Below are 21,647 nucleotides of genomic sequence, written 5' to 3'. Positions count from 1 at the left end.
ATTTTACGGTTTGCGCAGGCGTCTACGTTTCACCACAACACTGACATCACTCTGGCAAGGATGTTAGGATGGACCACGGATGATAATGACGGTAACAAGCATGTTAGACAATGTTTTAAGAATTGCCACACGCCAAAGCCCACTTGCACTCTGGCAGGCACACTATGTCAAAGACAAGTTGATGGCGAGCCATCCGGGCCTGGTCGTTGAACTGGTACCGATGGTGACGCGCGGCGATGTGATTCTTGATACGCCGCTGGCGAAAGTAGGCGGAAAAGGCTTATTTGTAAAAGAGCTGGAAGTCGCGCTCCTGGAGAATCGCGCTGATATCGCCGTACATTCAATGAAAGATGTGCCGGTTGAATTCCCGCAAGGTCTGGGGCTGGTCACTATTTGCGAGCGTGAAGATCCTCGCGATGCCTTTGTGTCCAATAACTATGACAGTCTGGATGCGTTACCAGCAGGCAGTATCGTCGGGACGTCCAGTTTACGTCGCCAGTGCCAACTGGCTGAACGCCGCCCGGATCTGATTATCCGCTCCCTGCGCGGCAACGTCGGCACTCGCCTGAGCAAACTAGATAACGGCGAATACGATGCCATCATTCTTGCCGTAGCCGGACTAAAACGTTTAGGTCTGGAGTCCCGCATTCGCGCCGCGTTACCACCCGAGATTTCTCTTCCGGCGGTAGGACAAGGTGCAGTCGGTATTGAATGCCGCCTTGATGATACACGCACTCGCGAGCTGCTTGCCGCGCTGAATCACCACGAAACTGCACTGCGCGTTACCGCAGAACGCGCCATGAATACCCGTCTCGAAGGCGGATGTCAGGTGCCAATTGGTAGCTACGCCGAGCTTATTGATGGCGAAATCTGGCTATGTGCGCTGGTCGGCGCGCCGGACGGTTCGCAGATTATTCGCGGTGAACGCCGCGGTGCGCCGCAAGATGCCGAACAAATGGGGATTTCGCTGGCAGAAGAGCTACTGAATAACGGCGCGCGCGAGATCCTCGCTGAAGTCTATAACGGAGAGGCCCCGGCATGAGTATCCTGGTCACCCGCCCGTCTCCCGCTGGAGAAGAGTTAGTGAGCCGTCTGCGCACACTGGGGCAGGTGGCCTGGCATTTTCCGCTGATTGAGTTTTCTCCGGGTCGACAATTACCGCAACTTGCTGATCAACTGGCAGCGCTGGGGGAGAGCGATCTGTTGTTTGCCCTCTCGCAACACGCGGTTGCTTTTGCCCAATCACAGCTGCATCAGCAAGATCGTAAATGGCCCCAACTACCTACTTATTTCGCCATTGGACGCACCACCGCACTGGCGCTACATACCGTAAGCGGACAGAAGATTCTCTACCCACAGGATCGGGAAATCAGCGAAGTCTTGCTACAATTACCTGAATTACAAAATATTGCGGGCAAACGTGCGCTGATATTACGTGGCAATGGCGGTCGTGAGCTAATTGGGGATACCCTGACGGTGCGCGGTGCTGAGGTCACTTTTTGTGAATGTTATCAACGATGCGCAATCCATTACGATGGTGCAGAAGAAGCGATGCGCTGGCAATCCCGCGAGGTGACGATGGTCGTTGTTACCAGCGGTGAAATGTTGCAGCAACTCTGGTCGCTGATCCCACAATGGTATCGTGAGCACTGGTTACTACACTGTCGACTATTGGTCGTCAGTGAGCGTTTGGCGAAACTCGCCCGGGAACTGGGCTGGCAAGACATTAAGGTCGCCGATAACGCTGACAACGATGCGCTTTTACGGGCATTACAATAACTCTCATAACAGGAAGCCATAATGACGGAACAAGAAAAAACCTCCGCCGTGGTTGAAGAGACCAGGGAGGCCGTGGACACCACGTCACAACCTGTCGCAACAGAAAAAAAGAGTAAGAACAATACTGCATTGATTCTCAGCGCGGTGGCTATCGCTATTGCTCTGGCGGCGGGTGTCGGTTTGTATGGCTGGGGTAAACAACAGGCCGTCAATCAGACCGCCACCAGCGATGCCCTGGCTAACCAACTGACGGCATTGCAAAAAGCCCAGGAGAGCCAAAAAGCCGAGCTGGAAGGCATTATTAAGCAACAAGCTGCGCAGCTTAAGCAGGCGAATCGTCAGCAAGAAACGCTGGCAAAACAGTTGGATGAAGTCCAACAAAAGATCGCCACCATTTCCGGCAGCGATGCTAAAACCTGGCTGCTGGCTCAGGCCGATTTTCTGGTGAAACTCGCCGGACGGAAGCTGTGGAGCGATCAGGACGTCACGACCTCTGCAGCGTTGCTGAAAAGTGCAGACGCCAGCCTGGCGGATATGAATGACCCGAGTCTGATTACCGTTCGTCGGGCAATTACCGATGATATCGCCAGCCTTTCTGCAGTATCGCAGGTGGATTATGACGGCATCATCCTTAAGCTTAATCAGCTTTCAAATCAGGTAGATAACCTGCGTCTGGCCGATAATGACAGCGATGGTTCGCCGATGGATTCAGACGGTGAAGAGCTTTCCAGTTCCATCAGCGAATGGCGTATCAATCTGCAAAAAAGCTGGCAGAACTTTATGGACAACTTCATTACGATTCGCCGTCGTGATGACACCGCCGTACCGCTGTTAGCGCCAAATCAGGATATCTATCTGCGCGAAAATATTCGCTCTCGCCTGCTGGTCGCAGCACAAGCTGTACCGCGTCATCAGGAAGAGACTTATCGCCAGGCGCTGGAGAACGTCTCCACCTGGGTACGTGCTTACTACGATACTGATGATGCCACCACCAAAGCGTTCCTCGACGAGGTGGACCAGTTAAGCCAGCAAAATATCTCGATGGATCTTCCGGAAACCCTGCAAAGCCAGGCGATGCTGGAAAAACTGATGCAGACTCGCGTGCGTAACCTGCTGGCACAACCGGCAGCGGGGACAACGGAAGCTAAACCTGCACCTGCACCTGCACCTGCACCTGCACCTGCACCTGCACCTGCACCGCAAGGTGATACTCCGGCAGCCGCGCCGCAAGGAGAATAACCATGCTAAAAGTGTTATTACTCTTTGTTTTGCTGATTGCGGGGATAGTGGTTGGCCCGATGATTGCCGGTCATCAGGGTTATGTGCTGATCCAGACCGACAACTACAATATCGAAACCAGCGTCACGGGCCTGGCGATCATATTGATTCTGGCGATGGTAGTGCTGTTTGCCATTGAGTGGCTACTGCGGCGGATCTTCCGCACTGGCGCGCACACCCGTGGATGGTTTGTCGGACGTAAGCGTCGCCGTGCGCGTAAGCAGACCGAACAGGCGCTGCTGAAACTGGCGGAAGGTGATTATCAGCAAGTTGAAAAGCTGATGGCGAAAAATGCCGATCACGCTGAACAACCGGTGGTGAACTATCTACTGGCTGCCGAAGCCGCGCAACAACGTGGTGATGAAGCACGCGCCAACCAACATCTGGAACGCGCAGCGGAGCTGGCCGGCAATGACACCATTCCGGTAGAAATCACCCGTGTACGTCTGCAACTGGCCCGTAATGAAAACCATGCTGCACGCCACGGCGTGGATAAGCTGCTGGAAGTTACGCCACGCCATCCTGAAGTATTACGTCTGGCGGAACAGGCGTATATCCGCACAGGGGCATGGAGTTCTCTGCTGGATATCATCCCATCAATGGCGAAAGCCCATGTTGGTGATGAAGAACATCGTGCAATGCTGGAACAACAGGCATGGATTGGCCTGATGGATCAGGCGCGTGCCGATAACGGTAGTGAAGGTTTGCGTAACTGGTGGAAAAACCAAAGCCGGAAAACGCGTCATCAGGTAGCGTTGCAGGTGGCAATGGCGGAACATCTTATTGAATGTGACGATCATGATACTGCCCAGCAAATTATCATCGACGGCCTGAAACGCCAGTATGACGATCGCCTACTGCTGCCGATCCCGCGTCTGAAAACCAATAACCCGGAACAGCTGGAAAAAGTGCTACGCCAGCAAATCAAAAACGTCGGTGATCGCCCGCTGTTGTGGAGCACATTGGGTCAGTCACTGATGAAGCACGGTGAATGGCAGGAAGCATCGCTCGCCTTCCGCGCGGCGCTGAAACAACGTCCGGACGCCTACGATTACGCATGGCTTGCCGACGCGCTGGACAGACTGCACAAGCCGGAAGAAGCTGCAGCGATGCGTCGCGACGGTTTGATGTTAACGTTGCAGAATAACCCGCCACAGTAGTTCCTTCTCACCCGGAGGAAAGCACCTCCGGGACCTTTCTGATGCATAAAAAAACGCCTGCTCTTATTACGGAGCAGGCGTTAAAACAGGTCTGTATGACAACAAGTGGGTGCTTCACTCAACGTTGTGTCCATGGTGTCTGATGAGGCATAAGCGACATCTGTCAGTGGACGATAAGCACCGTAAACGGCTCTGCGTCATTCCGGAGTTTATGAGGCACTAAGGCGAACATAAGAGATGGAATGAGCATCTACTCGTTTATTATGCCACAGAGAATCGGGAAATAACATCCCTTAACACTTGTTATGAGATAATTCTGTAATCCTCTTTGCTTCCTGAGTAATAACTTCCTGAGTGAATATTTAACCTGAGCTTGATCCTACACATACTTATTATGAATGATAAAATTCATTCAATTAATAACACATATATTAATTGCCGTTAAAACTAAAAACAGCATCAATAATCAACGCGATATAATAAACCTGCCTTACATATCAACTGCGCCAGAGGTAGGATTGAAAACGCTCTCCTGATTTTCCAATTCATTTTCTGGATAAATAAATAATTTATTTTTGTCACTATTATTTATGTAATCATCCTGTCAGGGAGAGGGATCTCAATTATCAATGCTTAATTACGTCATCATTTTGATGACATGAAACCGGAGCATTTTGCATGGAATTTTCGTTTTCACCCAAACGTCTTGTTGTTGCTGTCGCCGCCGCTCTTCCTCTCATGGCCAGCGCAGCAGATACCCCGTCAACTGCTAGACTGGCCCCCTGAATCTCCAGACAACCAGTATCACTTAAATAAGTGATAGTCTTAATACTAGTTTTTAGACTAGTCATTGGAGAACAGATGATTGATGTCTTAGGGCCGGAGAAACGCAGACGGCGTACCACACAGGAAAAGATCGCAATTGTTCAGCAGAGCTTTGAACCGGGGATGACGGTCTCCCTCGTTGCCCGGCAACATGGTGTAGCAGCCAGCCAGTTATTTCTCTGGCGTAAGCAATACCAGGAAGGAAGTCTTACTGCTGTGGCCGCCGGAGAACAGGTTGTTCCTGCCTCTGAACTTGCTGCCGCCATGAAGCAGATTAAAGAACTCCAGCGCCTGCTCGGCAAGAAAACGATGGAAAATGAACTCCTCAAAGAAGCCGTTGAATATGGACGGGCAAAAAAGTGGATAGCGCACGCGCCCTTATTGCCCGGGGATGGGGAGTAAGCTTAGTCAGCCGTTGTCTCCGGGTGTCGCGTGCGCAGTTGCACGTCATTCTCAGACGAACCGATGACTGGATGGATGGCCGCCGCAGTCGTCACACTGATGATACGGATGTGCTTCTCCGTATACACCATGTTATCGGAGAGCTGCCCACGTATGGTTATCGTCGGGTATGGGCGCTGCTTCGCAGACAGGCAGAACTTGATGGTATGCCTGCGATCAATGCCAAACGTGTTTACCGGCTCATGCGCCAGAATGCGCTGTTGCTTGAGCGAAAACCTGCTGTACCGCCATCGAAACGGGCACATACAGGCAGAGTGGCCGTGAAAGAAAGCAATCAGCGATGGTGCTCTGACGGGTTCGAGTTCTGCTGTGATAACGGAGAGAGACTGCGTGTCACGTTCGCGCTGGACTGCTGTGATCGTGAGGTACTGCACTGGGCGGTGACTACCGGCGGCTTCAACAGTGAAACAGTACAGGACGTCATGCTGGGAGCGGTGGAACGCCGCTTCGGCAACGATCTTCCGTCGTCTTCAGTGGAGTGGCTGACGGATAATGGTTCATGCTACCGGGCTAATGAAACACGCCAGTTCGCCCGGATGTTGGGACTTGAACCGAAGAACACGGCGGTGCGGAGTCCGGAGAGTAACGGAATAGCAGAGAGCTTCGTGAAAACGATAAAGCGTGACTACATCAGTATCATGCCCAAACCAGACGGGTTAACGGCAGCAAAGAACCTTGCAGAGGCGTTCGAGCATTATAACGAATGGCATCCGCATAGTGCGCTGGGTTATCGCTCGCCACGGGAATATCTGCGGCAGCGGGCTTGTAATGGGTTAAGTGATAACAGATGTCTGGAAATATAGGGGCAAATCCAACTGCCACCGCACGTAAAGGCTTTGCCGGATACGATCACCCAAACCAGTATCCACAGAACGCTGCAATTTATTGAATTTGCACGATCATGTAGGCCGGATAAGGCGTTTACGCCGCATCCGGCAATCAACCGCAGGCGGCTTCCAAATGGCCGCTTTTTTACTTATTCACCACCATCAAATGTGCCTGCATAATGTCACTGGCCGGGCGACCGTGCGCCAGCAAATCAGCCATTGCTTTAAGATATGGCGGTAGATGGCGGAAATAACGCTGATACCCGGCACACAAATAATTCAGCCCCGGTTTGCCGCTGGCATCGAGCATGAAGCGGTGTTTCGGGCAGCCTCCCCAACATGCTTTTAACACGTTACAACTGCGACACTGCGCCGGTAATTGCTTAAATTTATCTTCACCAAACACCTGCTGTTGCGGGGAATCGATCATTTCTGCAATTGTTTGCTGATGCATATTCCCCAGCCGATATTGCGGATAAACATAGTGATCGCAGGCGTAAACGTCGCCGTTGTGCTCAACAATCACCGAGCGCCCACAGGTTGGCTGATGATGGCAAACCGCACCCGGCGCACCGACAAAATTGGCAAACGCCCATTCGATATTCATCACGAAAATCTTGCCGACGTCGCGTTTGATCCAGTGGTCAAAAATCGCCACCAGAAATTCACCAAATTCATCGGGGCGCACAGACCATTCCGTCAGTTCCCCCTGAATATCACCAGGCGCATGTAGTTTCAGTCCATCGCGGACAGCTGTTTCATCAGCCAGGCGCTCGACCACCGGAATAAACTGGATGAATTCGACTCCCGCATCGCACAAAAAATCATAAACCTGTAACGGTTGCTGCGCGCTGGTGCGGTTGACGCAGACCAGCACGTTATAGTCGACATGATGTTTTTGCAGGAGCGTCAGGGCACGCATCACCAGTTTATGCGTGGGTCTGCCGCCTTTGGTCACGCGATATTGATTGTGGATCTCAGCCGGACCATCCAGCGATAACCCAACAAGAAAATTATTTTCTGCCAGAAATGCACACCATTCGTCATCGAGCAGCACGCCGTTAGTCTGGAAACTGTTACTTATCTTCCTGCCAGCACCATATTTCGCCTGTAGCGCCACGGCACGGCGGTAAAACTCCAGCCCGAGTAGCGTTGGTTCGCCGCCCTGCCAGGTAAAAGCCACTTCGTTTTGCAGTTCGCTGGCGGCGATATAGTGACGGATATACGCTTCCAGCGTGTCATCGTCCATATGCGTGACTGGCTTTTCGCGGTAAAGGGATTGTTTTTCGAGATAAAAACAGTAGTCACAGTTCAGATTACAATCGGAACCGCTCGGTTTCGCTATCACATGAAAAGCACGCGTTGGAACCTGTTGCAGCATGGTCGCTCCTTGCCTGAAGTCATCCTTCAATACGTTAAGGGCGAAATCATACCGTGGGGCAATGAGTTATTACGGGCGTTTATTGCGAAGGGAGGGTGACGAAATGCACAGAAAACAAAAAACCCCGCCGAAGCGGGGTTCAAAATTGGTCGGCGAGAGAGGATTCGAACCTCCGACCCACTGGTCCCAAACCAGTTGCGCTACCAAGCTGCGCTACTCGCCGAAATACTGCTTTTTGAATTTTTAGTTCAATTCTTTAAAGTCGTGGTGCGAGGGGGGGGACTTGAACCCCCACGTCCGTAAGGACACTAACACCTGAAGCTAGCGCGTCTACCAATTCCGCCACCTTCGCATTGTCACAACTTCTAATAATGGGGTGGCTAATGGGATTCGAACCCACGACAACTGGAATCACAATCCAGGGCTCTACCAACTGAGCTATAGCCACCACTACAAATCTTGTTACGCGGTATTACTACCACCGCAGCTCAAGCGCTGGGACTAAATGGCGCGCCCGACAGGATTCGAACCTGAGACCTCTGCCTCCGGAGGGCAGCGCTCTATCCAGCTGAGCTACGGGCGCTTAGCGCCGTTGCGGGGGTGGATAATACGGACTTCCCACCCCTCTGTCTAGTCCCTTTTTAAATAAATTGCTCGTTTGGTTACGGTTTGTGCGTTTTGCTGCTTATTCCTCCAGTTTATGCGCTTTACCGTGGCGATTAAGCCCAAAAACTTTATAAATCGCCGTCACCGCCAGCATAAAGATGATGCCGACAAACAGCGACATACGCGTATCTTCATTAAAGTACATGCCGATCAAAACGCAATCAGGAATGCCATTGTTACGTAGTTGGCCCACGGGAACAGGATTGAGCGGAACGGATGGCTGGCAATCGCCGCTTTATGTGCACGCCGAAAACGCAGCTGGCTTATCAATATCACAAACCATGGCACCATCCCCGGAAGCACGCTGGCACTGTAGACGTAGACAAACACACGCTGCGGATTGGGAATGATGTAGTTCAGGCATGAGCCAATTAGCAGAATAGCAATAGATACTGCCACACCCGCAACCGGTACGCCGTGACGGGAAACTTTTGCCATTGCCGCCGGTAACTGACGGTTTTTCGCCAGTGCGTAGAGCATACGTCCGCAACTGTACATGCCGCTGTTACAGCCAGAGAGCGCAGCCGTCAGCACCACAAAGTTGATAATGCCCGCCGCTGCGGTAATACCGATTTTGGCAAAAGTCAGTACGAACGGGCTGCCGTTGCTGCCAATTTCATTCCACGGGAAGATGGTGACGATAACGAAAATCGCGCCTACGTAGAAAATCAGGATCCGCCACAGCACTTTGCCTACGGCACTGCGCAGCGTCACCTGCGGATTCTTCGCTTCACCGGCAGTAATGCCAATCAGCTCCACGCCCTGGTAGGACGCCACCACAATACACAGAGCGGTCAGGAACCCTTTCCAGCCACCCGCAAAGAAACCGCCATGCTCTGTGAGATTGCTAAAACCAATCGACTGCCCGCCATTGCCAAAGCCAAAGAAAATCACGCCCAGGCCAATGACAATCATCACGATAATCGTGGTGACTTTGATCATCGCGAACCAGAACTCGATTTCGCCGTACAACCGTACCGCCGCCAGATTCGCCAACGCCACCAGCGCCACCGCGATCAATGCGGGTATCCACTGCGCCATCTCCGGGGACCAAAACTGGACATAAACGCCAATGGCGGTGATTTCTGAGATCCCCACCGTCATCCACATAAACCAGTAAGACCAGGCGGTGAGATAGCCAAAAAACGGGCTCATATAACGATGCGCATAAACGGCGAACGAACCGGTAACCGGTTCGAGGAACAACATTTCGCCCATTGAACGCATGATGAAAAAAACGAACAGCCCGGCGATGATATAGGCCAACAATACGGATGGCCCGGCCCATTTCAGGGTACTGGCGGCCCCCATAAACAGGCCGACGCCAATGGTGCCCCCCAGGGCGATGAGTTCGATATGTCGAGCTTCCAGCCCACGCTGTAGCTCTGGTTTGTTATCTGCCATAAATCCTCGTGTTGTGTTTGCATGCTTTCCGGTGTTACCGGTTATCGTTATGGGTACATCGAGTGTTGCGAATGTTTTCGTAATTCAGGAGAAATGGCAAATAAAGCATTAAAAATTTGAATGCTTTGTGTAATAAAAAAGCAGACAGGCGACGAAGTGACCACTCCGTCGCTTTACAAAGAGAGGAAAATCAGAGGTTGCCGGTGTAGTGCCAGCGTAAATAACGCAGCAAACGAAGCTGACGCTTAATGCGGCTCGGCTGCGAAAGCAGGCGGTAGAGCCACTCCAGTCCCAGCGTTTGCCAGATTTTCGGTGCGCGTTTTACGTGACCGGTGAAAACATCGTAAGTCCCGCCAACGCCCATATACAGCGCATCTGGATGCACCAGACGGCAGTCGCGCATGAAGATCTCCTGCTTTGGCGATCCCATCGCAACGGTGACGATTTGCGCTCCGCTGGCATGAATGCGTTCAAACAGCGCCTGACGCTGCTCGGGTTTAAAATAACCATCCTGACTGCCAACGATATTCACATTCCATTGGTTGCGCAGTTTAGCTTCAGTTTGCGCCAGCACTTCAGGTTTACCGCCCACAAGAAATACCGGCGTCCCTTCTTTGCCTGCGCGCGCCATCAGCTCTTCCCAGAGATCGGCACCGGCAACGCGGGAAACCTGCGCCTGCGGGTACTTTTTACGTACTGAACGTACAATGCTGATGCCATCCGCATATTTAAATTCGGCAGCGTTAATTAACTCCCTGACCTCGGCGTTATCTTCAATGGTCAGCATTTTTTCGGCATTAATGGCAACCAGCGTTCCCTGCTTAAGCTGCCCGTCAGCAAACAGATAATCGAGGGCATGCTGCATATCACGCCAACCAATCAACTGTAAGCCACGCAGCGTATAGGTCGGTGCCGTGGTGTTGTTATTCATTGTTATCCTTCAACCTGCGTCCGGAGCGATGATTTTGTACGTTTATGAATGAGTCCGGCGCTTTCAAAAAGCCAGTACAACAGTTTTGCGATCATCAGACATGCGCCGAAGACCACGATAAAAAAGACTACGCGTGAGACAAACGAATCCAGCCCTTCACGTGCCAGCACGATCATATTGAAGATCGCCCCAAAGCAGAAACTGTGCAATATCGCAGCCTTATAGCGATTAGTCTCGCGGTTGCCCAGCTCATACAGCCAGTCGAACCATTTGATGATCAGTCCAACCACAATCGCCCCGAGTGGGATGAACAACGCGCCGCCCATCACCACCAGTGAGCCTATAAGCGTAGGCGAGATCGCCAGTCCGGAGTGGTTATTCAGTACTTCCCAGGTAAAGTAATTGGCTGAGTTCAGCACCATACTCGGGCGCCCCGGCCACAGCCAGGAAGGGATAAAGACATAGAAATCGCGGACAATTGGAGCCAGGCCCTGGAAGTCGATGTTGTCGTAGTTCTGCAACAGCAACGCCAGATTCTCCCACGGTGAAAAGGTGTCGCGAGTGAGATAGAGAAACGTATAGAACGCTTCATCGCCGCTCACATTCATTCCATAGCGTTTTAACGCCAGCCAGAACATGCCAACAATCCCCAGCACGCCCGCCGCCGCCAGCATCCACAACGAAATCCAGCCGCGAATAATGCCAATAAACAGGAAGATAGCGAATGCGATGATGATATTGGCGCGAGTGCCGCCGACAATCATATAAGTCAGCAAGCCAAAGGCGACCGTGCTGACGAGGAAAAACAGCCACGCTTTGCTGTCCTGGCGCAGAAAGTAGACCACCAGCATCGCCGGGATGAAAAAGTAAAAGAAGCGTTTTAACGCCACGCCGGAGACTTCACTGGAAAAGATCTGACTGTAGGAGTTAAGCCGGAACAGCAAAAAGCCGTTGTGCATGAAGAAGATGCCGACGCTTACCAGCGCGATACCCATCAGGATCACCCACGTAAGATTGGTCTCCACGCGGTTCATGGTAAACAGCGGACGGCGCGGTACATCAGCAACGCGTTTGCGTAGGCGGGTTTTGTAGGTGACATAGTAAACCGCGTAGAAGCAGCCCGCAGAAAGCAACACCTGCAACAAGATTTCTGGCGGCGCGACACCAACATCAAAGCGAAATACCAGCACGCTGGTCAGCGGGAAGCCGAAGAAAAAGGTGAGCAAAAACAGCAATGAAAAGAAGACATTGAAGTTAAAGCGCACACGGCGAAACTCAAACCAGGTCAGCGTGGCAATAAACAGCGTGCAGAGCAGCCAGACCACAAACAGGCCACTGAATTGCAGCAGACTCATGCGACCTCCCCGGCGGCAATCGCCAACGCCCGCTGCCAGCCTTGTAGATAGTTAGGGCTAAAGAAGGCAATGGTGTTTTTATCCGCCGACGCCAACTGGCGCTGCGCTTCACGCACAATATCCTCGTTGAGATCGTCGGTAGTAAACAGCACTGGCAAATGCTGTTCCGTCATATCCTGCCAGAACGGATTTTCCCTGTTAAGCACACAAGGAATGCCCGCCTGAATCAGTAAGCAAAGCGTACCAATGCCCTGCTGGCGGGCAAAAATAAAGTAACCAAGATCGCACTGACGAAGTAGCGCCAGATAGGCGTCAAATTCCAGTTTTTCGCTCAAAATTTGCAGATTTTCTTCGCTGAATAACTCCAGCCCCGCCTGACGAACTTCCTCAATGTACGCTTCGTTATTAGGCGGATATCCCATCGGCACCACCACTTTTACCGTATCGCCAAATTGCTGATGAACGGCACGTAAAGCGGCGACATGCTCATTGCTGCGGTCGCCGGAGTTCCCCACCAGAATGGTCATTTTTCCTTCACGTTGCCGATCGTTCGCCATCGTATTGAGAGAAGGGTCCATCCGCGTCGGGAAGTACAGCAGTTCTCCCCGCACCTTTGGGTGTGTTTTGGCAAAAAAGCTCAAATCGCCGCGGGTGGCAAATACACAGCCGACTCGCTTTTGCGCCAGGCGACGTAGTGGGTAAAAAAGCTTATATCTCAAGCCACTGGAAAGCTCATACAGGTCTGCCCCCCAGATATGCCAGAAAAACTGGCTGGGCTTAATGCCACCACTCAGCAGAGCCAGCCACAGTGTGGGATTGAACTGACCGTGGAAAAAAAATCGCTGCTGACGGTTAGCTTTTGCTTTCGCGATGACCGCTTCCGCCAGCGATTTTTTCCCAGGGAAAAATTGCACAGAAAGCGCCGGACAGCTATCACTTAAGCCGTCGTCCTTGCCAACAACCATAAACTCGCGCGCGTGCTCGCTCGTCGCGGCCAGCGCGTCATTGAAAAACCGCAAAACGGTTCGGTTATGGTGAGGGATATCCGATCCCAGTACGTGAATCAGTACAGTCATGCCCGCCTACGCCAGAGTAAAAACACGCCACAACAAAGAGAAAAATAGACGATATAAGTTGCCATATATGCCTGCGCCGCGCCCAGTGCACCATGCGCAGGGATTAGCCAGTGGGCAAATACCATCAATAAAGTGAACTGGCTGACTTCCGCCAGAATATAAAACCGCAGTGACGCTTTGGCGATCACCAGATAACCAAAGACATAAGCGCCCACTTTTAACACATCACCCACTAACTGCCAGGCAAAGAGATCGCGCATAGCGGTAAATTTATTCGACAACAGCAACCAGATAGCAAAATCACGCAGCAACCAGACGGTAAAACTCGCTGCCGCCACTGCCGGTAAGACGAATTTCAGCGATTTAACCACTTCCCGGGTGATATCGCGCTTTTCCGTTAGCCGCGACAACGTGGGCAGCAAATATACGCTGAACGATGCCGTAATAAATTGCAGGTAGGCATCGGAAATACTGCTCACCCCTTGCCAGATCCCCACTTCATCCCAGCTATACTGCGCCGCCAGCAGTTTACGCATCATGATGTAAGCAACAGGCAAGGTCACCGACGTAATCAACGCCATGAGCGTAAATTTGCTCAACTGCCCTGCCAGACCGTTATCCCAGCTGGGTTTCAGATAGCTTAACGGGATGACACCACGTTTAATCAACATGATGGCGGCAGGAATTACCACCAGCGCGGGAATCAGCGCCAGACCCAGCAACGCCCCTTCATAACCGCCCAAACGGTAACTGACGTAGTACGCGAGAACGCCAATCAAGCTGCCGACAATCAGCGATAACGCATTACCTGCGGCATCGCGAAAGCCTTTCATCAGCGCCAGTAACAGGTTGCCCCAGGCGATCCCCATTTGCACCAGCGCCACTAAACGCACCAGCCCCTGATAGTCGGTATTACCAAACAATCCCTGGCTGATTGGCGCAGCTGCCAGCACAAAAACCAGCGCCATCAGCGTAGAGAAACCAAGTACCATCGCTGATGAAGTGCCGACCACGCGGCGCAGCTGTTGCGGATTATCATGGTACTGGGCAACGTATTTGGTTACACCGTTAAAGATGCCAGCCCCGGCAAGCACGCCGAGCACGGTAATCAACTGGCGGAAATTTGCCGCCAGCCCAAGCCCCGCCGGACCAAATGACACCGCCAGCAACTTACCGACCAGTAACCCGGCACCAATCTTGACCAGTGTACTGGCCGCCGTCCACAAGGACGCTTTTGCCAACGACATATCAGGAGAAGTAGTTCAACAAAGTCGCAATTACCGTACGCTGATTGACGGGCGACAGGTTGTAGAACAGCGGCAGGCGCAGCAGGCGCTCGCTCTCTTTGGTGGTGTAGCGATCTTCACCGTGGAACTCACCAAAGTGTTCCCCCGCAGGGCAACCGTGCAGCGGAATGTAATGAAACACCGCCATGATTTCCGCTTCTTTCAGAAAGTTAATCAACGCGCTCCGGTCATCAATATCCCGCAGTTTAATGTAGAACATATGCGCGTTCTGCACGCAGCCATCGGGAATCGACGGCAGCTCGATACGCCCGGCTTTCGCCAGAGGCGCTAACGTATCGTAGTAGTTTTGCCACAGCGCCAGACGTTGCTGGTTGATACGATCCGCTGCTTCCAGTTGCGCCCACAGGTACGCAGCTTGCAGATCGGACATCAAATAGCTGGAGCCAATATCGCGCCAGGTATATTTATCGACCTGACCACGGAAGAACTGGCTGCGGTTAGTGCCCTTTTCACGGATGATCTCGGCTCGTTCGATTAACGCTTTATCGTTAATCAGCGTCGCGCCGCCTTCACCACCCGCCGTGTAGTTTTTGGTTTCATGGAAGCTAAAGCAGCCAATATGACCAATGGTTCCCAGTGCACGCCCTTTGTAAGTGGACATCACGCCCTGAGCGGCATCTTCCACCACAAACAAATTATGCTTTTTCGCCAACGCCATAATGGTGTCCATTTCGCAGGCCACACCCGCGTAATGGACCGGCACGATAACGCGCGTTTTGTCGGTGATCGCTGCTTCAATCAACGTTTCGTCGATGTTCATGGTGTCCGGGCGAACATCCACAAAGACGATTTTCGCGCCACGCAGCACAAAGGCATTGGCGGTGGAGACAAAGGTGTAGCTCGGCATGATCACTTCATCGCCAGGCTGGATATCGAGCAGCAGCGCCGCCATCTCCAGCGAAGCGGTGCAGGACGGCGTCAGTAACACTTTGGCGCTGCCAAAACGTTGCTCCAGCCACTGCTGGCAGCGACGGGTAAAACCGCCATCGCCACACAGTTTGCCGCTACCCATTGCCGACTGCATATAGTCGAGTTCGGTTCCCACCACCGGCGGTGCGTTAAATGGAATCATGTGATCACCTGTATAACCAGTACGCGGTGCTTTCTACATTCGCACCACTTTGTATGTATCGTTTAAGCGCGGCGGTGTTGCCCATTTGGGTCGCCACCCGCAAAGTTGTTTTACCGCGAGCATACGCCCAGTTTAGCGCCGTTTGCATCAGCTCAGCACCTGCACCGCGTCCAGCCAGCAGGCCAATTCGCGCATCTGTCGCATTGAGTTCCCGTAAAGAGACATAGCCGCGAATATCGCCGGACGCCGCACGTAGAATCAGACATTGATGATCAAAGGTGCCGCGCACGGCATTTTCAATCCACTGTGCATAAAAGCGACCGCTGGCGTCAGGCGCATACCACGGCGCACGAAAACGGCTTTGCGCAAATGCGGCGCTAGCTAACTGACGTAATGCGGGAATATCGGTCTCTTGTGCCACGACAGCACCGCTATCACTGACATTGTTCACGGGTAGCGCCAAATCAACTTCACCTTCTACCAGGGAGAATCCCAGCTGTTGCAGGGCATCCAGTTCCCCCGTATTTGATGCCGCAATTTTGGCCTGCACCCGTGACCATGGCGCTAAGGCGTCTGACGTCAGGAGCGGTGCTTCAGACGTAATGCGCACGATGGCGCTGTTAACACCAAAGAAGGCGTTTTCCCAGGTTAGTGGCTCAATACTGGCGCGGACGGGCACGAAGTAACTCCAGCAGATATTGGCCGTAGCCAGTTTTCGCTAATGAACTGGCAGCACGCTTCACACCCTCGTCATCGAGCCAGCCGTTACGCCAGGCGATCTCTTCCAGGCAGGCAATCTTAAAGCCCTGGCGTTTTTCTACTGTCTGCACAAAAGTGCTGGCCTCAATCAGGCTGTCGTGAGTGCCGGTATCCAGCCAGGCAAATCCGCGCCCGAGCAGTTCAACGGTCAGGTTGCCCGCCTCGAGGTACATCTGGTTGATGGAGGTAATCTCCAGTTCACCGCGCTCCGACGGCTTCACCTGCTTTGCGTACTCCACGACTTTACTGTCGTAGAAATAAAGCCCGGTCACCGCCCAGTTTGACTTCGGCTGTTTTGGCTTTTCTTCAAGCGAGATAGCGCGGAAATTGTCGTCAAATTCCACCACGCCAAAGCGTTCCGGGTCCATCACCTGATAGCCAAAAACCGTCGCCCCTTCCGTGCGCGCCGCAACATGACGCAGCTTCGGACTGAAGCCCTGACCGAAGAAGATGTTATCGCCCAGCACCAGACAAGAAGGTTCACCATTAAGGAAGGTTTCACCGATGATAAAGGCCTGCGCCAGACCGTCCGGGCTGGGCTGTTCGGCATATTCCAGCTGGATACCGAACTCACTACCATCGCCCAGCAGGCGCTGGAAATAACCTTTATCTTCCGGCGTAGTGATGATGAGAATTTCGCGGATACCGGCCAGCATCAGCACCGACAGCGGATAGTAAATCATTGGCTTATCGTAAATCGGCAACAGTTGCTTCGATACGCCGCGCGTAATCGGATGCAATCGGGTACCGGAACCGCCCGCCAGGATAATACCCTTCATGTTTGCCTCCGCTGAAAATTAGCCTTTCAGACCTAAACGCTCACCCTGATAGCTGCCGTCCTGCACCTGCTTCCACCAGCTTTCATTAGCCAGATACCACTGAACCGTTTTACGCATTCCACTTTCAAAGGTTTCCTGCGGCAGCCAGCCAAGTTCACGGGCAATTTTCGAAGCATCAATGGCATAACGCAGATCATGCCCCGGACGGTCAGCGACAAAGGTGATCAGGTCACGATAGTACGCCACGCCGTGCGGCTTGTTCGAAGCCAGTTCTTCCAGCAGCTCGCAAATGGTTTCCACAACATCGAGATTCTTACGCTCGTTGTGACCACCAATATTATAGGTTTCACCGACTTTCCCGGTGGTCGCCACGCAATACAGCGCGCGGGCGTGATCTTCCACATACAGCCAGTCACGGATTTGCTGCCCGTTGCCATATACCGGCAGCGGTTTACCCGCCAGCGCGTTGAGGATCATCAGCGGGATCAGTTTTTCCGGAAAGTGGTAAGGACCGTAGTTATTCGAGCAGTTGGTGATCAGCGTCGGCAGACCGTAGGTCCGCAGCCAGGCGCGCACCAGATGGTCGCTGCTGGCTTTTGACGCGGAATAAGGGCTACTCGGCGCATACGGCGTGGTTTCGGTGAAGAAATCATCCGTCGAGTGCAGGTCACCATATACTTCGTCGGTGGAGATATGATGAAAACGGAACGCTGATTTTTTATCTTCCGTCAGCGTATTCCAGTAAGCCCGCGCCGCTTCAAGCAATGTATAAGTCCCGACAATGTTGGTTTCAATAAACGCTGCCGGGCCGTCAATAGAACGGTCAACATGGCTTTCGGCTGCCAGATGCATGACACAGTCTGGCTGATGCTCAGTGAATACGCGTGCCAGTTCTGCCCGATCGCAGATATCAACTTTCTCAAAGGCAAAGCGCTCGCTTTGCGCGACCGGTGCCAGCGACATCAGGTTTCCGGCGTAGGTCAGCTTATCGACCACTACCACCGCATCGCTCGTTTCGTTGATGATATAACGCACCAGCGCCGAGCCAATAAACCCGGCACCACCTGTTATCAGAATTTTTCTCATCAGCGCCAGACTCCTTTGGCATCGACGACATACTGCTGATGGACATTGTCGCCATTGATAACTTTGAACTGACTATGATCGACCAGCATCACCAGCACGTCTGCCGTTGCCAGCGCCTCGTCAAGCTGCGCCAGAGTACAAAGCCCGGTCAGTTTTTTCGGCAACTGGTGGATGTTAGGCTCAACAACCAGCGTTTCGCCGCTGTGCCACTGGGCGATCAGTTCAGCGATTTCCATCGCCGGGCTTTCGCGCAGGTCATCAATATTCGGTTTAAACGCCAGACCAAAGCAGGCGATTTTCAGTTCACTGGCTCGTTTATCGGTAGCAGCAAGGCAGTCGGCAACCGCCGCTTTCACCTGATCGATAACCCAGAACGGTTTGTGATCGTTAACTTCGCGCGCGGTACGGATAAGCCGCGCCTGCTGGGGGTTCTGTGCCACGATAAACCACGGATCAACAGCAATGCAGTGACCGCCCACGCCAGGGCCAGGCTGAAGAATATTAACGCGAGGGTGACGATTCGCCAGGCGAATCAGTTCCCAGACGTTAATCCCCTGATCGGCACAAATCAGCGACAATTCATTAGCAAAAGCGATATTCACATCGCGGAAGCTGTTTTCGGTGAGCTTACACATTTCCGCCGTCCGCGAGTTAGTGACGACACACTCACCTTCGAGGAAAATTTTGTACAATTCGCTGGCGCGGGCCGAACAAACCGGCGTCATACCACCAATCACGCGATCGTTTTTAATCAGCTCGACCATAACCTGGCCCGGTAATACACGTTCCGGGCAGTAAGCAATGTTGACGTCCGCCTGCTCGCCCACCTGCTGTGGGAAAGTCAGATCCGGGCGCATCTCTGCTAACCATTCTGCCATCTTCTCGGTTGACCCCACCGGCGAGGTGGATTCAAGGATCACCAGCGCGCCTTTTTTCAGCACTGGCGCAATGGAGCGAGCAGCCGATTCAACGTAGGTCATATCTGGCTCATGATCGCCTTTAAACGGCGTAGGTACAGCAATCAGCCAGGCATCCGCTTCAACTGGCGTCGTGCTCGCTCGTAAAAAACCGCCTTCTACGGCAGTTTTTACTACGCTCGCCAAATCAGGCTCGACGATATGGATTTCGCCACGATTGATGGTATCAACCGCGTGTTGGTTGATATCGACACCAATCACCTGTTTTTGCCGTGAGGCAAACGCTGCTGCTGTAGGCAGCCCGATGTAACCCAGTCCGATAACAGAAATGGTCGCAAAACTCATAGTGATATCCGATTATTTTTTAACGCTTCCAGAATGCGAGAGCATGCCTGACCATCACCATACGGGTTATGGGCGCGGCTCATAGCTTGATATTCGTTTTCGTCTTTTAAAAGACGCGTCACTTCCTCGACAATTCGCTGCTTATCCGTGCCTACCAGACGCACCGTACCCGCCGTCACCGCTTCCGGACGCTCAGTGGTATCGCGCATCACCAGCACCGGTTTCCCCAGCGAAGGCGCTTCTTCCTGAATGCCGCCTGAGTCAGTCAAAATCAGCCAGGCGTGGTTCATCAGCCAGACAAACGGTAAATACTCCTGGGGATCGATCAGAATGACATTTTTCACATGCCCCAGAATGCGATTGACCGGCTCTCTGACGTTCGGGTTGAGATGCACCGGATAGACAATCTGGATGTCCTGGTGCGTGGTGGCGATGTCTGCCAGCGCGTGGCAGATTTCTTCAAAGCCACGACCGAAACTCTCACGCCTATGACCGGTCACCAGAATCATCTTTTTATCGGGGGCGATAAACGGGTAATTTGCCGCCAGTTCTGAACGCAGCGTGTCGCTGCTCATCACCTGGTCACGCACCCATAACAGTGCATCAATGACTGTATTACCGGTAATGAAGATTCGGCTATCCGCAACGTTTTCACGCAGCAAGTTTTGCCGGGAAGTTTCGGTTGGAGAGAAGTGATACATCGCCAGATGCCCGGTCAATGTACGGTTAGCCTCTTCCGGCCACGGCGAATAGAGAGCGCCCGTGCGCAGACCAGCCTCAACGTGACCAACAGGAATACGCTGATAAAACGCCGCCAGGCTGGTTGCCAGCGTCGTCGTCGTATCGCCGTGAACCAGCACGACGTCTGGTTTGAACTCGGCAAGAATAGGTTTTAGCCCTTCCAGAATCCGACAGGTTATCTCTGTCAGGCCCTGTCCTGGCTGCATTATGTTGAGATCGTAGTCAGGTACAATGGAAAAGAGTTTCAGTACCTGATCAAGCATCTCCCGATGCTGCGCAGTGACGCAAACTTTAGCCTCAAAAAAAGGATCTTTTGCCAACGCATGCACCAACGGAGCCATCTTGATGGCTTCCGGGCGCGTACCAAATACAGTCAGTACTTTCACATCGATTCTCTTCGAATAAGCGGCGAGCGCCTTTGCGCTCACCGCAGCAGTGTTGCTATTTCGAGCAACGGCGGGTTAATGCGACACCAGCCCCGATCAGCCCCCCGACAATGCCCCACATAATCATCAGGAAGGCACGACGTGGGCTATCGCGTTTTACCGGTTCTTCCGGCGTACGCAAATAGCGATAGGTCTGAAAACGCGGATCCAGGGTTGGACCAACATTCAGGGTGTTTAACATGGCTCGATTCTGATCATAGTCGAGATCAAAGGCCGGACCGACGGCCTGTAAATTTTCCAGTCGAGCCTGGAGCATTGGACGCCCAAGCAGGAACATTTCTGAATCAGGTAATTCCTCGGCAGGCACATCTGTCGCACTGCGCGAAATATTATGCTGCTCAGCAATTTTCAGCGCCTGCTCAATACTGTTCATCCGGCGGTCGTAGATGGCTTTCGCCACCTCTTCCTGACGCTTCACCTGAGCTTTCATCTGGATGGTGCGTGCCGCCCATGCGCCTTTCAGCTCATCATTCAGATGGCTGGCTGCACGCTGGCTGGCAAAAGCAACATACTGACGTAACAGGTTATTAGCGTCAGGCGCGGTTTCGGCAATAAGCTTCACGCTGTCATTGACCGCGCGAGTAAAGTCTCCGGGGATAAACTGGATGTTGTTAATCATTTCATCCAGCAACGCCGCATCGGCTTTGCTGTTGCCCACCATCCGCTGTTTGTAATAGTCGGTTTGCAGCCAGAACTCTCTGCGGGTATCCCACGAGGCCAGTTGCATAACAAACTCTTTATAGGCTTCGTCCATGACCGATGGTTGATCGGCAGAAGCCATGTTTGAACGGACATCCAGGTTACGCAAAAATTGCTGCTGCGAGTAATATCCCCCCAGCATATTCACCGTTGGACGATCGGTAATCGCCGTCGAGCTCCACTCCTGACGAGCAAAAAAAGTATACGCCAGCGCGATTAACGCAAACGCCAGCCCCATGCCAATAATCCATAGCTTCCCAGCCCACAAGGTACGAAACAACCCACGAATATCCAGTTCATTTTCAGCGTCTTCGGCCGGTTTCCCAGGCATTGGTTGTGTCATCACATCCTC

At 52.7% G+C, this 21,647-nt stretch carries 18 protein-coding genes, 4 tRNA genes, 1 other annotated feature and 1 other gene; of the genes, 6 read left to right on the top strand and 17 right to left on the bottom strand.

Annotation, left to right across the window (positions count from 1 at the left end; translation table 11 throughout):
- Nucleotides 1–100: 100 nt before the first annotated feature.
- The 6 genes from hemC to SF3872 all read left to right on the top strand — a co-directional run bounded on the left by hemC (nt 101) and on the right by SF3872 (nt 6,307).
- The gene (gene hemC, locus SF3877) at nt 101–1,042 is read left to right on the top strand and encodes a porphobilinogen deaminase (RefSeq protein NP_709607.2); all 942 of its coding nucleotides are present in this window, start codon (nt 101–103) and stop codon (nt 1,040–1,042) included.
- Nucleotides 1,039–1,779: a uroporphyrinogen-III synthase gene (hemD, locus tag SF3876; RefSeq protein NP_709606.1), complete on the top strand. Its 741-nt coding sequence runs from the start codon at nt 1,039–1,041 to the stop codon at nt 1,777–1,779. Before hemC ends, hemD begins: the two co-directional genes overlap by 4 nt.
- Before the next feature lie 21 nt (nt 1,780–1,800).
- On the top strand, nt 1,801–3,018 hold the full coding sequence (hemX, locus tag SF3875) for a uroporphyrinogen III C-methyltransferase (RefSeq protein ID NP_709605.1): 1,218 nt from the start codon (nt 1,801–1,803) through the stop codon (nt 3,016–3,018).
- A 2-nt stretch (nt 3,019–3,020) separates the two neighbouring features.
- A complete protein-coding gene (gene hemY, locus SF3874) occupies nt 3,021–4,217 on the top strand; it encodes a protoheme IX biogenesis protein (protein NP_709604.1) in 1,197 nt (398 codons plus the stop codon).
- 770 nt (nt 4,218–4,987) lie between these two features.
- Nucleotides 4,988–6,318 (top strand) — a mobile genetic element.
- Nucleotides 5,034–5,444, top strand: coding sequence for an IS2 repressor TnpA (locus tag SF3873; protein ID NP_709603.3), 411 nt, complete (start codon nt 5,034–5,036; stop codon nt 5,442–5,444). Its footprint overlaps the feature before it by 411 nt.
- Nucleotides 5,402–6,307 (top strand): IS2 transposase TnpB, encoded by a 906-nt coding sequence (locus SF3872; RefSeq protein ID NP_709602.1) that lies wholly within the window; start codon nt 5,402–5,404, stop codon nt 6,305–6,307. (Lies within the feature at nt 4,988–6,318.) Before SF3873 ends, SF3872 begins: the two co-directional genes overlap by 43 nt.
- A gap of 158 nt (nt 6,319–6,476) precedes the next feature.
- Here SF3872 and aslB read toward each other — a convergent pair.
- From aslB to wzzE, 17 genes are all read right to left on the bottom strand, one after another.
- Nucleotides 6,477–7,712 carry an arylsulfatase gene (gene aslB / locus SF3871; RefSeq protein NP_709601.2) on the bottom strand — a complete coding sequence of 412 codons (1,236 nt, stop codon included), beginning with the start codon at nt 7,710–7,712 and terminating at the stop codon, nt 6,477–6,479.
- A 146-nt stretch (nt 7,713–7,858) separates the two neighbouring features.
- Nucleotides 7,859–7,935: transfer RNA gene (locus SF4528), tRNA-Pro, on the bottom strand.
- Nucleotides 7,936–7,977: 42 nt separating this feature from the next.
- Nucleotides 7,978–8,064, bottom strand: a tRNA-Leu gene (locus tag SF4527).
- A 20-nt stretch (nt 8,065–8,084) separates the two neighbouring features.
- Nucleotides 8,085–8,160: transfer RNA gene (locus SF4526), tRNA-His, on the bottom strand.
- Between the two features lie 58 nt (nt 8,161–8,218).
- Nucleotides 8,219–8,295 (bottom strand) — tRNA-Arg (locus tag SF4525).
- A 102-nt stretch (nt 8,296–8,397) separates the two neighbouring features.
- Nucleotides 8,398–9,782: gene (locus SF3870) on the bottom strand.
- Between the two features lie 190 nt (nt 9,783–9,972).
- Complete coding sequence (wecG, locus tag SF3869) at nt 9,973–10,713, bottom strand: UDP-N-acetyl-D-mannosaminuronic acid transferase (protein ID NP_709599.1); 741 nt, start codon at nt 10,711–10,713, stop codon at nt 9,973–9,975.
- Nucleotides 10,714–10,715: 2 nt separating this feature from the next.
- A complete protein-coding gene (gene wecF / locus SF3868; RefSeq protein ID NP_709598.1) occupies nt 10,716–12,068 on the bottom strand; it encodes a common antigen polymerase in 1,353 nt (450 codons plus the stop codon).
- The gene (yifM, locus tag SF3867) at nt 12,065–13,144 is read right to left on the bottom strand and encodes a 4-alpha-L-fucosyltransferase (RefSeq protein NP_709597.1); all 1,080 of its coding nucleotides are present in this window, start codon (nt 13,142–13,144) and stop codon (nt 12,065–12,067) included. Before yifM ends, wecF begins: the two co-directional genes overlap by 4 nt.
- Nucleotides 13,141–14,391: an O-antigen translocase gene (gene wzxE, locus SF3866; protein NP_709596.1), complete on the bottom strand. Its 1,251-nt coding sequence runs from the start codon at nt 14,389–14,391 to the stop codon at nt 13,141–13,143. The genes yifM and wzxE overlap by 4 nt, the downstream gene beginning before the upstream one ends.
- Nucleotide 14,392: 1 nt before the next feature.
- Nucleotides 14,393–15,523, bottom strand: a complete 1,131-nt coding sequence (gene wecE / locus SF3865) for a TDP-4-oxo-6-deoxy-D-glucose transaminase (protein NP_709595.1) — start codon at nt 15,521–15,523, stop codon at nt 14,393–14,395.
- A gap of 4 nt (nt 15,524–15,527) precedes the next feature.
- Nucleotides 15,528–16,073, bottom strand: a complete 546-nt coding sequence (gene wecD, locus SF3864; protein ID NP_709594.2) for a TDP-fucosamine acetyltransferase — start codon at nt 16,071–16,073, stop codon at nt 15,528–15,530.
- A 106-nt stretch (nt 16,074–16,179) separates the two neighbouring features.
- A complete protein-coding gene (rffH, locus tag SF3863) occupies nt 16,180–17,061 on the bottom strand; it encodes a glucose-1-phosphate thymidylyltransferase (RefSeq protein NP_709593.1) in 882 nt (293 codons plus the stop codon).
- An 18-nt stretch (nt 17,062–17,079) separates the two neighbouring features.
- Nucleotides 17,080–18,147 carry a dTDP-glucose 4,6-dehydratase gene (gene rffG / locus SF3862; RefSeq protein ID NP_709592.1) on the bottom strand — a complete coding sequence of 356 codons (1,068 nt, stop codon included), beginning with the start codon at nt 18,145–18,147 and terminating at the stop codon, nt 17,080–17,082.
- Entirely contained in the window at nt 18,147–19,409 is a 1,263-nt protein-coding gene (wecC, locus tag SF3861) for a UDP-N-acetyl-D-mannosamine dehydrogenase (RefSeq protein NP_709591.1), read from the bottom strand. The genes rffG and wecC overlap by 1 nt, the downstream gene beginning before the upstream one ends.
- Complete coding sequence (wecB, locus tag SF3860; protein ID NP_709590.1) at nt 19,406–20,578, bottom strand: UDP-N-acetyl glucosamine-2-epimerase; 1,173 nt, start codon at nt 20,576–20,578, stop codon at nt 19,406–19,408. The genes wecC and wecB overlap by 4 nt, the downstream gene beginning before the upstream one ends.
- A gap of 13 nt (nt 20,579–20,591) precedes the next feature.
- Nucleotides 20,592–21,638, bottom strand: a complete 1,047-nt coding sequence (gene wzzE / locus SF3859; protein NP_709589.2) for a lipopolysaccharide biosynthesis protein WzzE — start codon at nt 21,636–21,638, stop codon at nt 20,592–20,594.
- Between the last annotated feature and the right edge of the window lie 9 nt (nt 21,639–21,647).

This window comes from Shigella flexneri 2a str. 301, assembly GCF_000006925.2.
In the GTDB taxonomy this organism is placed as follows: domain Bacteria; phylum Pseudomonadota; class Gammaproteobacteria; order Enterobacterales; family Enterobacteriaceae; genus ECMA0423.
This window is presented reverse-complemented; position numbering and strand designations above follow the sequence as displayed.

Excerpts from the sequence above, each read along its gene's own strand:
- hemC (NP_709607.2), top strand. The coding sequence starts at position 101 with ATGTTAGACAATGTTTTAAGAATTGCCACACGCCAAAGCCCACTTGCA.
- hemD (NP_709606.1), top strand. The coding sequence starts at position 1,039 with ATGAGTATCCTGGTCACCCGCCCGTCTCCCGCTGGAGAAGAGTTAGTG.
- hemX (NP_709605.1), top strand. The coding sequence starts at position 1,801 with ATGACGGAACAAGAAAAAACCTCCGCCGTGGTTGAAGAGACCAGGGAG.
- hemY (NP_709604.1), top strand. The coding sequence starts at position 3,021 with ATGCTAAAAGTGTTATTACTCTTTGTTTTGCTGATTGCGGGGATAGTG.
- aslB (NP_709601.2), bottom strand. The coding sequence starts at position 7,712 with ATGCTGCAACAGGTTCCAACGCGTGCTTTTCATGTGATAGCGAAACCG.
- wecG (NP_709599.1), bottom strand. The coding sequence starts at position 10,713 with ATGAATAACAACACCACGGCACCGACCTATACGCTGCGTGGCTTACAG.
- wecF (NP_709598.1), bottom strand. The coding sequence starts at position 12,068 with ATGAGTCTGCTGCAATTCAGTGGCCTGTTTGTGGTCTGGCTGCTCTGC.
- yifM (NP_709597.1), bottom strand. The coding sequence starts at position 13,144 with ATGACTGTACTGATTCACGTACTGGGATCGGATATCCCTCACCATAAC.
- wzxE (NP_709596.1), bottom strand. The coding sequence starts at position 14,391 with ATGTCGTTGGCAAAAGCGTCCTTGTGGACGGCGGCCAGTACACTGGTC.
- wecE (NP_709595.1), bottom strand. The coding sequence starts at position 15,523 with ATGATTCCATTTAACGCACCGCCGGTGGTGGGAACCGAACTCGACTAT.
- rffH (NP_709593.1), bottom strand. The coding sequence starts at position 17,061 with ATGAAGGGTATTATCCTGGCGGGCGGTTCCGGTACCCGATTGCATCCG.
- rffG (NP_709592.1), bottom strand. The coding sequence starts at position 18,147 with ATGAGAAAAATTCTGATAACAGGTGGTGCCGGGTTTATTGGCTCGGCG.
- wecC (NP_709591.1), bottom strand. The coding sequence starts at position 19,409 with ATGAGTTTTGCGACCATTTCTGTTATCGGACTGGGTTACATCGGGCTG.
- wzzE (NP_709589.2), bottom strand. The coding sequence starts at position 21,638 with ATGACACAACCAATGCCTGGGAAACCGGCCGAAGACGCTGAAAATGAA.